Annotated in this window: 15 protein-coding genes and 1 tRNA gene; 11 read left to right on the top strand and 5 right to left on the bottom strand. The window is 37.8% G+C overall.

The features are described from left to right. The first annotated feature begins 2 nt into the window (after positions 1 to 2). The 10 genes from rplQ (at position 3) to CCAL5182_RS03685 (ending at position 8,211) form a co-directional block, all read left to right on the top strand. On the top strand, positions 3 to 359 hold the full coding sequence (rplQ, locus tag CCAL5182_RS03730; RefSeq protein WP_169938228.1) for a 50S ribosomal protein L17: 357 nt from the start codon (positions 3 to 5) through the stop codon (positions 357 to 359). 261 nt (positions 360 to 620) lie between these two features. Next, positions 621 to 890: a NifU family protein gene (locus tag CCAL5182_RS03725; protein WP_169972369.1), complete on the top strand. Its 270-nt coding sequence runs from the start codon at positions 621 to 623 to the stop codon at positions 888 to 890. Further along, positions 883 to 1,437: a histidine kinase gene (locus tag CCAL5182_RS03720; protein WP_169938224.1), complete on the top strand. Its 555-nt coding sequence runs from the start codon at positions 883 to 885 to the stop codon at positions 1,435 to 1,437. Before CCAL5182_RS03725 ends, CCAL5182_RS03720 begins: the two co-directional genes overlap by 8 nt. Then, on the top strand, positions 1,415 to 2,701 hold the full coding sequence (locus tag CCAL5182_RS03715) for a UDP-N-acetylmuramoyl-L-alanyl-D-glutamate--2,6-diaminopimelate ligase (RefSeq protein ID WP_336610292.1): 1,287 nt from the start codon (positions 1,415 to 1,417) through the stop codon (positions 2,699 to 2,701). Before CCAL5182_RS03720 ends, CCAL5182_RS03715 begins: the two co-directional genes overlap by 23 nt. 14 nt (positions 2,702 to 2,715) lie before the next feature. Next, positions 2,716 to 3,060 (top strand): aspartate 1-decarboxylase, encoded by a 345-nt coding sequence (gene panD / locus CCAL5182_RS03710; protein WP_336610291.1) that lies wholly within the window; start codon positions 2,716 to 2,718, stop codon positions 3,058 to 3,060. A 98-nt stretch (positions 3,061 to 3,158) separates the two neighbouring features. Beyond that, on the top strand, positions 3,159 to 3,470 hold the full coding sequence (locus CCAL5182_RS03705) for a YbaB/EbfC family nucleoid-associated protein (protein WP_169972367.1): 312 nt from the start codon (positions 3,159 to 3,161) through the stop codon (positions 3,468 to 3,470). A 10-nt stretch (positions 3,471 to 3,480) separates the two neighbouring features. Then, positions 3,481 to 4,578 carry a DUF7488 domain-containing protein gene (locus CCAL5182_RS03700; protein ID WP_336610290.1) on the top strand — a complete coding sequence of 366 codons (1,098 nt, stop codon included), beginning with the start codon at positions 3,481 to 3,483 and terminating at the stop codon, positions 4,576 to 4,578. After that, on the top strand, positions 4,575 to 5,477 hold the full coding sequence (locus tag CCAL5182_RS03695; RefSeq protein ID WP_169938214.1) for a polyprenyl synthetase family protein: 903 nt from the start codon (positions 4,575 to 4,577) through the stop codon (positions 5,475 to 5,477). The genes CCAL5182_RS03700 and CCAL5182_RS03695 overlap by 4 nt, the downstream gene beginning before the upstream one ends. Positions 5,478 to 5,480: 3 nt before the next feature. Continuing rightward, positions 5,481 to 7,394, top strand: a complete 1,914-nt coding sequence (gene tkt, locus CCAL5182_RS03690; RefSeq protein WP_169938212.1) for a transketolase — start codon at positions 5,481 to 5,483, stop codon at positions 7,392 to 7,394. 22 nt (positions 7,395 to 7,416) lie between these two features. Continuing rightward, a complete protein-coding gene (locus CCAL5182_RS03685) occupies positions 7,417 to 8,211 on the top strand; it encodes an undecaprenyl-diphosphate phosphatase (protein ID WP_169938210.1) in 795 nt (264 codons plus the stop codon). 84 nt (positions 8,212 to 8,295) lie between these two features. Here CCAL5182_RS03685 and CCAL5182_RS03680 read toward each other — a convergent pair whose 3' ends face one another. The 5 genes from CCAL5182_RS03680 to CCAL5182_RS03660 are packed head-to-tail and all read right to left on the bottom strand — an operon-like array spanning position 8,296 to position 11,897. Further along, positions 8,296 to 9,168, bottom strand: a complete 873-nt coding sequence (locus tag CCAL5182_RS03680) for an ABC transporter substrate-binding protein (protein ID WP_336610289.1) — start codon at positions 9,166 to 9,168, stop codon at positions 8,296 to 8,298. Between the two features lie 17 nt (positions 9,169 to 9,185). Next, positions 9,186 to 9,938, bottom strand: coding sequence for an iron ABC transporter ATP-binding protein (locus CCAL5182_RS03675; protein WP_169938206.1), 753 nt, complete (start codon positions 9,936 to 9,938; stop codon positions 9,186 to 9,188). Further along, positions 9,935 to 10,549 (bottom strand): iron chelate uptake ABC transporter family permease subunit, encoded by a 615-nt coding sequence (locus tag CCAL5182_RS03670; RefSeq protein ID WP_336610288.1) that lies wholly within the window; start codon positions 10,547 to 10,549, stop codon positions 9,935 to 9,937. The genes CCAL5182_RS03675 and CCAL5182_RS03670 overlap by 4 nt, the downstream gene beginning before the upstream one ends. Then, entirely contained in the window at positions 10,537 to 10,896 is a 360-nt protein-coding gene (locus tag CCAL5182_RS03665; protein WP_336610287.1) for an iron chelate uptake ABC transporter family permease subunit, read from the bottom strand. Before CCAL5182_RS03665 ends, CCAL5182_RS03670 begins: the two co-directional genes overlap by 13 nt. Beyond that, complete coding sequence (locus CCAL5182_RS03660; protein WP_336610286.1) at positions 10,893 to 11,897, bottom strand: ABC transporter permease; 1,005 nt, start codon at positions 11,895 to 11,897, stop codon at positions 10,893 to 10,895. The genes CCAL5182_RS03665 and CCAL5182_RS03660 overlap by 4 nt, the downstream gene beginning before the upstream one ends. 247 nt (positions 11,898 to 12,144) lie before the next feature. On the opposite strand from CCAL5182_RS03660, the gene CCAL5182_RS03655 reads away from it, so the two are divergent. Beyond that, positions 12,145 to 12,232 (top strand) — tRNA-Ser (locus CCAL5182_RS03655). The last annotated feature ends 139 nt before the right edge of the window (positions 12,233 to 12,371 follow it).

The raw sequence follows: 12,371 nt of genomic DNA, 5'->3' as shown, positions 1-12,371 counted from the left end.
AAATGAGACACAAACACGGATATAGAAAATTGGGTCGTACTTCATCTCATCGCGCTGCATTGCTTAAAAATCTAGCAATTGCAATCATAAAAAGCGGTAAGATAGAAACAACTCTACCAAAAGCAAAAGAGCTTAGAAGTTATATTGAAAAGCTTATCACAAGAGCAAGAAAAGGTGATTTTAATGCTCATAGAGCTGTCTTTGCAAGCTTGCAAGATAAAGAAACTACAAATAAATTAGTTGTAGAAATAGCTCCAAAATACGTTGGTAGAAACGGTGGCTATACAAGAATAATTAAAACTCGTGTTAGACGTGGCGATGCTGCCGAAATGGCTTATATAGAGCTAGTTAGCGAGTAATATCTAGAGGGCTCGTCCCTCTTCTTTCATATCCTTTACAAAACATCTTTTAATATCCAAAAAACAACTTTCAATTTATAAATTTATAGTTTAATTTTTATATAATTCATCATCTAAATTTCTTGCAGTAATAAATATAAAACCCATGTTTGATATATCAAATTTAAGTGATAATTTGCTCTTAAATACCCACAAAATCAACTCTTTTAAAATTTATTTTTCATATTTTGTGTATAATATCTAAAAAATAGAAGGATTAAAATGATACCATTTACAGACGAAGAATTATTAAAACCAGTTGGCATAAGTTTGCAAAAAGTTTTGCCTATGCTTGAAGCCGATGGCGGTGGTATGGAGCTTTTAGGTATAAAAAATGGCAAAGTTTATGTAAGACTAACCGGACACTGCCATGGTTGTGCCGCGAGCGGAACTACTTTAAAATACGGTGTAGAACGCCAACTTCGCATAGATATTCATCCTGAACTCGAGGTTGTCAATATACCTATTGGGGAAGAGGTAAAATTTGATTGATTATAAAAAGTTAGGGATTAAAAATTTTAAGAAGTCAAAATTTGAAGACGCGATGATTTATTTTTCGCTTGGATATGCGCAAACTAAAGATGAAAGCTTGTTATATCTTATCCAGCTTTGCTCACTTGCGAGCGAACGCCCTGATGAGGCAAAAATGCTTTTTGAATATTTCATGGGTAAGGATATCTTAGGTAAGACAAATGAAAATTTTGACGAGATATTGGAAGTTTTAGAGTCTAAGATAGAGCCAGATTTTGATATTGAAGAGCAAGATGCCATAAGCTATGAGGATTTTATGGAAGCGGTTTGGCGTGAAGGAAATTTTAAAAAAGTTTTTGAAAATATAATGTTTTCAACCAAGGTTATGATATCAAACAAAGATGATTTTTTGGATTTTTTAGAAAATTTGATAAAAAATAATTTTCTTGAGATGAGTATGAACTACCTTGAGAGTGCCGCAGTGATGTTTGGCGGAGATGAGCGCATAGGTGCACTTTTAAAAGAGATACAAAAGAGACAAGATAATGAAAATTTCTCTAGCAAATAGCTATGTAACCGATAATTCAAACGAGTGCGAGAGTGGCTGTTTTTTTGTGCTTACAAAATCAAATGCTAAATTTAAAGAGAGCGCTCAAAGTAACGGCGCAAAGATTATTAGCGTAGATGAGTGTAAAAAGCTTTTAGGTATCGATGAAAATATAAAAATAATAGGCATAACCGGCACGAATGGTAAAACTACGACCGCATGGGCCATCTATGAAACACTTATGCAACTTGGATACAAGTCCGCGCTTTCGGGCACTTGCGGTGCATTTTTGCATTCAAAGCGTATAGATGCAAAGTCATTAACAACAAGTCCGGTCTTGCAAACGCTTGAGTATTTAAAGCAAGCCAATGAGTTTGGTTGTAAGTATTTTGTAATGGAAGTGAGCTCTCACGCTATCGATCAAGATCGCGTCGAGGGGTTAAAGTTTGCTATTAAAATTTTTACAAATTTAACTCAAGACCATCTTGACTATCATAAAAGCATGCAAGAATACGCCAAAGTTAAGAGTAAATTTTTAAGTGACGATAGTTTAAAGCTAATAAACATCGATGATGAGGGCGGTATAGAGTTTAACCCTATAAATTCATACACATACTCTCTTAAAAAAGACTCGGACTTTGCCTCATTAAAATACGATCTTAAAGACGGCATAAAAGCTCTTGTAAAAACTCCAAAAGGCGAATTTGAGCTAGCTTCGTCACTCCAAGGAGAGTTTAACCTCTATAACTTAACGGCGGCTATCGGAGCTATTTTGCTACTTGAGGATGTAAAAATACCATCCCTTAAAGAAGCTATTTATAAATTTAAAGGTGTTGCAGGTCGCATGGAAGTTGTTAGCCAAAAGCCGCTTGTTATTGTTGATTTTGCGCATACGCCAGACGGCATGCAAAAGGTTTTAAATGCGCTTAGACATTTAAATTTGATTGTAATTTTTGGTGCTGGAGGCGATAGGGATAGGACAAAACGACCTAAAATGGGGAAAATAGCGCAACAATACGCTAAAATTTCTATCGTAACAAGTGATAATCCGCGTAGCGAAGAACCTGAGACGATCATAGATGAAATTTGTGCAGGAATGAACATGAACAACACTGTCATTCTTGAAAGCGATCGCAAAAAAGCCATCAAGCTCGGGCTTGATCTTCTTGACAAAGATGATACGTTAGTTATACTTGGTAAAGGCGATGAGGACTATCAGGAGATAAACGGCGTAAAACATCATTTTAGTGATAAAGAGACGGTTTTAGAGCTGCTTAAAATTTAAACAAGGAATTAAAATTGAGAATAGAAGTAATGTCTAGTAAAATACACCGCGCTACTGTTACCGACGCAAATTTAAATTATGTCGGTTCGATAACTATAGATGATAAGCTTATAGAGGCTGCAAATTTGTGTGAGTTCCAAAAGGTTGAAATTTTAAACGTAAATAACGGCGAGCGCTTTAGCACATATGTGATAGCAGGCGGCAAGGATGGAGAGATATGCCTAAATGGTGCAGCAGCCCGCAAAGTTTGTGTTGGGGATACTGTTATCATCGTAGCTTACGTTAGCATAAAGGTTAAAAAGGCTAAGGATTTTAAACCAACCATTGTTCATGTCAATGCTAAAAATGAGATAGTTTAGGAGTTTAAATTTTTACATTTTATTGCCGTTATAAACTTAAAAATAAATTTATATAAGCTCAAATTTGATATAATCGGGCAAAATTAAAAGGAAAATTTATGTTTGAGGGTCTTGATTTTTCAAAAATGGGTGCGATGCTTGAAGAAGTTCAGAAAAAGGCAAAAGAATTTGAAAACGAGAGCAGCGCACGTGAATTTGGAGCAAAGAGTGGCGGTGGGCTTGTAAGTGTAAAAGCAAACGGTAAAGGCGAAATTTTAGATATTAGTATTGATGATAGTTTGCTTGAGGATAAAGAGAGCTTGCAAATTTTACTCATAAGTGCCATAAACGACGTCATAAAAATGACAGAAGACGATAAAAAGGCGATGGCTGGCAGGATGCTTGGCGGTCTAGGCGGACTTAAGCTATAAGGTAAAAAATTTGAAAACATTTATTTTATTTTTTGTATTATCTATCGTAGCCTTTGCCGATCCTCGTCCTACTCAAGAGGACTTTAACGCTTGTTATGAAAAAAACAAAGACTCGATAGTCTCTGTGAATAAACATTTTGGTGTAGCTATCACGAAAGATCTTATCGCTGTTCCTAAAAATGGCGAGGCTCCGATAAACAACTATGTGAAATTTGACCCTTATTTACAGCTTTATCTTGTTCGCTCGGACAAGACTTTATCTCCTGCGAGTATGGCTGATGAAACAAATGATGAGCGCGTTAAGAAAAGCACATGGATAGGAGTTTTAAGCGATAACAACAACAGCAAAATGGGACACATCAAGGCTCTTGGTGTAAATTTGGGAGATTTTGATACGATGAGTTTTGAGCATAATGCCACAGGTGAGCTAAATACTGCTTGCTGCAAGATGCTTGGTATAACGGTTGGTGCCGACAAATTTATACCAAACAGGTATTTAAAGCATTTCGCTGCATATGATGATGTATATTATGGTGATATCGGGGCGACTTTTGAGCCAAGAGATGGTAAATTTTACGTGCAAAAGGTTGATCCTATCGGTCGCGCAAAGACACTCATGGTAAATGATGAGCTCGTGAGCATAAACGGAGTTAGTCCCAAAAGTCTAAGAGAAGTAAATGAAATGATACTTTTTGCGCCAAAAGGCTCAAAACTAAATATCGTAGTAAAACGCGAAGGCGCTCAGTATTTTTTTGAAGTTCCTGTTTCTGGTAATTTAAAATTTAGTCAAAGTTTAGAGGCTCTTATCCCAGATAGTCAAAAATTAAAAAATTTAAACGCCATGCTTGAAAATATAGAGCTTTATGGTGATGATAAAATTTTAACCGACTATGGCATAAGGGTTAATGCAAATTTGGCTGTAACACACGTTACTCCAGACTCAAACGCCCAAATTTTTGGTATAAAAGTAAAAGATAGAATTCTTCAAGTAGATAAAAATATGGTGAAAAATAGGGGCGAATTACTACAAAAAATAGGAGAAAAACAGAACTTTCTTCTGCTTTTTACAAGAGATGACTTTGAATTTTTTGCGAGAGTGCCAAAGTGAGTTTGCTTGATGATTTTATAAATTTTTTAAATGAAAATTTGCCAAAAGCTCCTAGCTTTCATCCTTATTATGAAGAGGCTTTAGCGCAGATGCTAAAGGCTGGCGGTAAGCATTTTAGGGCACAGCTGCTTTTGGGCACGGTTAATGCTTTGCGTCCGGAGCTAACACAAGAGGCTATGAGGGTTGCTTTAGGGCTTGAGATGATGCATACGTATTCGCTCATACACGACGATCTGCCGTCTATGGACAATGCCGCTTTAAGACGCGGAAAACCTACCCTTCACATAATGTATGACGAAGTTACGGCGATACTTGCCGGAGATGCGTTAAATACGCACGCTTTCTATGAAATTTCACGTTCAAATTTAAGTCCCGAAGTTAGGATAAAATGTGTTGAAATTTTAAGTCAAAATGCCGGAGCTAACGGCATGGTGCTTGGTCAGGCGTTGGATTGTTTTTATGAAAATACCGGCAAGAAGGACATAGTAGCTGCAAAACAAAGACTAGGTCTAACGGATAAAAAACTAAGTCTTGACGAACTAAAATTTCTTCACATACACAAGACCGCAAAGCTTATCGCCGCTAGCTTAAAAATGGCTGCAGTTATAGTAGAGCTAAGTGAGACTGAATGCGAAAAAATTTATAATATCGGGCTTGATTTGGGACTTGCGTTTCAGATACAAGATGACATCATAGATGTGATAAGCGATGAGAATGAAGCAGGCAAGCCTGTAAACAATGATACGGATAAAAATTCATTTACAAATTTGCTCGGTGTCAAGGGCGCTATAGAGAGTAAAAATGAGCTAATACGGCGGGTTGAAGAGGACTTGCGGTCACTTAAAGCAGGCATAAAAGACGTGATAGAAAATTTGATAAACAAGCATTTGAAAGGTTAAAATATGTTACAAAAACAAGCTGATACGATAAGATTTTTATGTGCCGATATGGTTCAAGCGGCAAACAGCGGACACCCAGGCGCGCCTATGGGGCTTGCTGATATTATGAGCGTGCTTTCAAAACATCTAAAGCACAACCCAAAAGATCCAACTTGGCTAAACCGCGATAGATTGGTCTTTAGCGGCGGGCATGCAAGCAGTTTGGTTTATAGCTTTTTATATCTTAGCGGATATGATGTTAGCCTAGAAGATCTTAAGAATTTCCGCCAATTGGGCTCACAAACGGCAGGACACCCTGAAATTCATACTCCGGGTGTTGAAGTGGCAACAGGTCCTCTTGGTCAAGGTGTGGCAAATGCCGTAGGTTTTGCAATGGCTGCTAAATACGCTGCAAACGTGTTAAATACGCCCCAAAATGAGATAATCAACCATAAAGTCTACTGTCTTTGCGGGGATGGCGACTTAGAAGAAGGTATAAGCTATGAGGCATGTGCGCTAGCCGGCAGACTTTGTCTTGATAACCTAGTAATAATATATGACTCAAATTCAATAACTATCGAAGGCGATACCGCTATAGCATGGAACGAGGATGTAAAAGTTCGTTTTGAAGCACAAGGCTTTGAAGTAGCGCGTATTAACGGGCATGATTACGACGAGATCGAATTTGCGCTTAGTGAAGCTCAAAACAAAGACAAGCCGTATCTTATCATCGCAAATACTCGCATAGCAAAAGGAGCCGGTGAACTCGAAGGAAGCCACCATAGCCACGGCGCTCCACTTGGCGAAGAGATAATCAAATCCGCAAAAATTGCCGCAGGATTTAATCCTGAACTTAAATTTCACGTTGATGAAGATGTACTTTTGAGATTTAGAGGGGCTGTTGAAAAGGGCGATTTAGCGCAAGCTGAGTGGAACAAGCAGCTTTTAAGCCTCGATGACGATAAGGCTAAAATTTTAAATGAACTTTTAAAGCCTGATTTTAGTACTATTAATTACCCTGATTTTAGTGGTAAAAAAATGGCGACAAGAGATAGTAACGGTCAAATTTTAAATGCTATTGCAAATTCCATTGCGGGGTTTATTGGTGGTAGCGCCGACCTTGCTCCGTCAAACAAAACTGAATTAAAAGGCATGGGGGATTTCCCATACGGTAAAAATATCCATTTTGGTATCCGTGAGCACTCGATGGCGGCGATAAATAACGCATTTGCAAGATATGGTCTTTTCTTGCCTTTTAGTGCGACATTTTTTATATTTAGCGACTACCTAAAGCCGAGCGCAAGACTTGCTGCACTTATGAGTCTAAAGCATTATTTTGTATTTACGCATGACAGTATCGGCGTTGGTGAAGATGGACCTACACATCAGCCTATAGAACAGCTTAGCCAGTTTAGAGCTATGCCGAATTTTTATACATTTCGTCCTGCCGACGGCGTTGAAAACGTGGCTTGCTGGAAAACAGCTTTAAATTTAAATGCCCCAAGTGCATTTGTCTTATCTCGTCAAGCTCTTGTGGCGCTTGAAAAAAGTGTGTATGGCGAAGTAAAAAATGGCGCTTACCTACTTAAGAGCTCACAAGACCCAAAGATCACGTTTATTGCAAGCGGTAGTGAGGTAGGACTTTGTTTAAAAGCTGCCGAAGATTTATGTGCGCAAGGCATCGGGGTAAATGTTGTTTCAGCTCCTTGTTTTGACCTGCTTTGCGAACAACCTCGCGAATACATAAATAAAATTTTAGATCAAAATACAACCGTTATAGCCGTTGAAGCTTCAAGCGGTCTTGAGTGGTATAAATTTGCCGATCATGTTTACGGCATGAAGAGTTTTGGCGCTTCAGGTAAGGCAGAAGCCTTGTTTGAGCATTTTGGATTTACACCGGAGAAGCTTACTGACTTTGTAAAAGATGTGTTGAATTAATGCTTAAACTAAAAGGCGTTTCATGGACATTGTTCAGATCGTAATCCTTTCGCTTGTGCAGGGCATAAGCGAATTTTTGCCTATATCAAGCTCCGCTCATCTTGTGCTTGTGCCAAAACTATTTGGCTGGCAAGATCAGGGCTTGGCTTTTGACGTTGCTGTGCATGTAGGCACGCTTGTGGCTATACTTTTTTATTTTAAAGATAGAATTTTTAAGCTTTTGAGCGACTTTTTATCATCTATAAGACAGCGCAAAATGGTTGGCGAAAGCATGCTTGTGTATGCGGTAGGTTTTGCGACCATACCTGCTGGAATTTTTGGTCTTGCATGTGGGGACTTGATAGAGCAATACGCAAGAAGCGGTTTTGTTATAGCCACTACGACTATTATTTTTGGTATCATGCTCTATCTTGCCGATAAATCGCCCGGGCTTAAAAGCGAAGCAAATATCACGATAAAAATCGCGCTTATCATAGGTGTAGCTCAAGCTTTAGCTTTAATCCCGGGTGTTTCTCGCTCGGGTATTACCATAACGGCTGCTTTGTTTTTAGGTTTTAATAGAATCACAAGTGCAAATTTTTCGTTTTTGATGTCAATTCCTATCATACTTCTTGCGGGAGGACTTGAAACGATAAAACTTATTAAATCAAATACAACTTACGAGTGGACAGATCTTGGCCTGGCCTTTGTTTTAAGTGCCGTTAGTGCGTATATCTGCGTGAAGTTATTTATGGGGCTTATCTCTCGTGCAAGCATGGTGCCGTTTGTGGTGTATCGCTTGATGTTGGGTGTGTTTTTGTTTTATGTTTTTATATAAGTGAGCCGGCAGGAGATACTTTGCCGGCTTAAATTTATTATTTTAATGCTTTTTCGATATCGCTTAGCATGATATCAGTGGCTCTTATGCCGCCCTCGCTAAGATACCAAGGTGCAGGCGAAAGATAGAAATTTTACCGTTATTAAATGCCTTTGTTTTTCTTACAAGTTCATTATCCATAACCTCTTGAGCGACTTTTGCGCCCGGTTTTGATATGGCACTATCTCTATCGAGCACGAAAAGATATTGCGGGTTAAGCTTTACCAAAAGCTCAAAAGAGGACTCGTTGCCGTGAGTTGAACTAATATCATTTGCCAAATTTGTAAATCCTCCATCCGTTGTGATAAGTGAGCAACGTTTCGAGTTGCCTAAGGTATGAAAGCTTGAGCTTGTAACCAGCCCGATAATGGCATTTTTGCCGTTTGCAAGCTCTTTGATCTTATTTAGTCTAGCTTCGTATTCTAAAATTTTCTCTTTTGCTTTTTCATCTGCATCAAAAATTTTAGCTATCGTAGAAATGTTGTTTTTTATGCTCTCAAAGCTACCTTTTTCGTAATTTATCTCCAAAAATACCACCGGTGCGATCTTAGAAAGCTCGTCAAATTTTGGCTGTAGTCTGCCACCTATAAATATAATATCTGGCTGTGCGGACATCAGCTTTTCCATATTTATCTCTTTTGCTGTGCCGATGTTTATGATATTTTTATCGTTTGTGTATCGCGATAGATAATCTATCTTTTGTGCTTTTGGCATTGCAACGACATTTTTGCCAAAACCGAGCGCATCGATCGTATCAAGCGCAGCAAGATCAATTACTGCTACGCGTTTTGGTTTTAACGAAACTTTTATGTTTATGCTTTGCTTTTTTGCATTTAGTGTATTTATCTCCACCAAATCCGCACTAAAAAGTGCTGTTATAGCGCCGATAATGGCGAAACTAAGTAACAATTTTCTCATACATGCTCCTTAAAAAATTAAAAATAAATCGATAACGGTTTGCCGTGGATATCTAAAATTTCAAAGTCCATGTTATAAATTTCAGCCAAATTCTCTTTTGTGATGATCTCCTTTGTCGGCGCGTGCTTTACCAGCTTGCCGTCTTTAAAAGCGCAGATATAATCCGAATAAAACGCCGCTAAATTTAGCTCATGAAGCACGATGATCACTGTTTTGCCTAAATTTGTAGATAAAAATTTGATATTTTTCATCATCTGGATCGAGTGATAGATGTCAAGGTTGTTTGTCGGCTCGTCAAGCAAGACAAATTCTGTATCTTGTGCAATTATCATAGCTATAAAGGCTCGTTGGCGCTGTCCTCCGGAAAGTTCGTCTAAAAACCTATCTTCAAATTCCATTAATTGCATTTTTAAAAGTGCGTCATCTACGATATCTATATCTTGTTTGGTTAGTTTTGAGCCACTATATGGAAATCTCCCGAAGCTCACAAGCTCTCTAACTGTAAGTTTCATCGCTAAATTGTTGCTTTGCGTTAATATCGCCAAGCGTTTAGCCAGCTCTTTGCTTTTATAGTGACTTAAATTTTTGCCGTCAAGTAAAATTTCTCCTCCGTCGCTTGGTATAAGACGTGAGATCATGTGCATTATGGTTGATTTACCGGCACCATTTGGACCTATAAAAGATGTTATCTTGCCGCGATGTATATCAAGGCTAACATCGTCTACGACGCTCGTATCGCCGTATTTTTTGATTAAATTTCTGATTTTCATTGATTTCCTTTGTTTGCCAGTAAAAGATATAAGAAATAAATTCCTCCCGCGATATTTACAAATACCGAGATCGGTATCGCAAGGTCAAAAATTCGCTCAACTATCAACTGCCCACAAACCAAAACTATCATGCCCACAAGCGCCGCAGCTAGAGTTAGATAGGAGTGTTTATATGTTTTTAAAATTTGTCTTGCTAAATTTGCGATTATAAGACCTAAGAATGATATAGGTCCGACAAGAGCAGTAGCTATAGCTATAAAGAGCGTAACGCCAAGTAGTAATTTTGATATGACGCGGTCGTAGTCAACGCCTAAATTTATGGCTTGCTCTTTGCCTAGAGCTATCACGTCAAGTACCTCAAGCTCTTTTTTGTAAAAAAGCGTTAGAAAAACAACCAAAATAAAAGCAATGCCTAAAATGTCGGCATTTACGTGGTTAAAACTAGCAACAAAGGTCGCCAAAAGCGTTTCGTATTCGTTTGGATCCATTATGCGAACCATCGTGCTTTGAAGCGATAGAAAAAAGGTCGCCATAACGGTTCCTGCAAGTAAAACGTATAAAACATTAAATTTAGTTACGCGAAACAAATAGCTATAAATTATCGTAGCCATAGTGCCCATAAGCACAAGGTCGCAAAAAAGCTTATGTATTTGTTACTTGCAAAGACGCTTGTCGAACCAAGAAAAAACACAATCGTGGTATGGATGACAAGATAAAGTGAGTTCATCCCAAGTAGACAAGGTGTTACTATCGTGTTGTTAATGATAGTTTGAAAAACAAGAGTTGCTGCACCTATGCAAAATGCAGTAATCAGGATAGCACCCAATTTTGGCAGTCGTATACTCATATAGTATTCAAAAAATTTAAAATTTATATCATAAAATAAATAAAATGCGCAAAAGATCATCGTAGCCAGGACAAGAATTAAAATGCGTTTTTTATGAGCTAGAGCTTTCATTTTTGGCAACTTTTTTGTGTTTTGCCTGCAGCTAGTCTTACACGCTTTCTTGGAGTTTTTAGTTTAAAGATCAAAAGTCCGATAAATATCGCACTTCCTACAATCCCGGTAATAAGCTCTATGGGAAGTTCGTAGGGTGAGATAAGTGCGCGTCCGATGAGATCGCAAATAAGCACAAAGACAGCTCCAAAAAGAGCAGTATCAAGCAGAGTTCCTTGAAGTTTATCGCCCTTAAACATCGTTACCAAATTTGGCACAATTAAACCGATATATGAGATAGTGCCCACAACCACCACGATACAAGCGGTAAGCATCGAAGCTATGCTTAGTCCAAAAAACAGCACAACATTATAAGGAACGCCTAAATTTTTAGAGAAATCCCTTCCCATGCCGACGATATTAAAGTGGTTTGCAAATAAAAACGCCACAAAGACAAGCGGAACTACCATGTAAACTATCTCGTACCTGCCTCTAAGTATGAGGGAAAAACTACCCGTAAGCCAGGTAGAAAGCGCTTGCACCATATCGTATTTAAAGGCGATAAAATTTGTGATACCACCTATTACGTAGCTAAACATTATTCCCACAAGTGCTACCATAACGGTATCTTTAAATTTGATAGTTTGTATAAAAGCCACATATATCCATGTTCCTATCATTGCGGTTAAAAATGCAAAAAATGCTCTTGAGTAAAGCGTGGAGTCCGGCATAAAGATAAGGGCTATCAATATCCCAAGTTGTGCCGAGGCGATCGTGCCGCCAGTGGTCGGAGAGACGAATTTATTCATGCAAAGTTGCTGCATGATAAGACCTGCTACACTCAAACCAACTCCGGTGCAAACTATGGCTAAAAGACGTGGTAGGCGTGATGCTAACAGAGTATGTATCTGCTGCGTATCACCTTTTAAAATCCCTTCTATTTGCACATCAAGCACGCCGACAAATAATGAAAAAATACCAAGTATAATAAGTAAAAGAGCAAGAATAATAGTAGAACGCAAATTTTTCCCTAAATATTTTTGAAAGTGATTATAACATTTATTTAATTAAAAAATATTTTTATTTACAAACTTATTACTTTATTTTCATATTAAATACCGATCTTGTTGAAATATTTATAATTAATACATTATGGATATATCTAGTTTAAACAAAAATTAGTTTCATTTTAAATATAAAAATATATGAAATCGATTTTAAGACAACATTTTGCTTATAAAATTTGATATAATATATCTCTTCAAATAAGGGTAGATGTCCGAGCGGTTTAAGGAGCACGCCTGGAACGCGTGTGTGGGGCAACTCACCGAGAGTTCGAATCTCTCTCTATCCGCCAGTGATTTATTCTTTTCTTATATTTCTTTCTCAATATTTATTGTTGGTTTGTGTTAAGAGTTAATGTTTTTGAGGTTTAAACGTCAATTGTTTGACGATTTATGATTATTATGTAATGGTTTTTGTAATATGAATGGAAA

This window comes from Campylobacter sp. 7477a, from assembly GCF_014892335.1.
GTDB classification, from domain to species: Bacteria; Campylobacterota; Campylobacteria; order Campylobacterales; family Campylobacteraceae; genus Campylobacter_A; species Campylobacter_A californiensis.
This window is presented reverse-complemented; position numbering and strand designations above follow the sequence as displayed.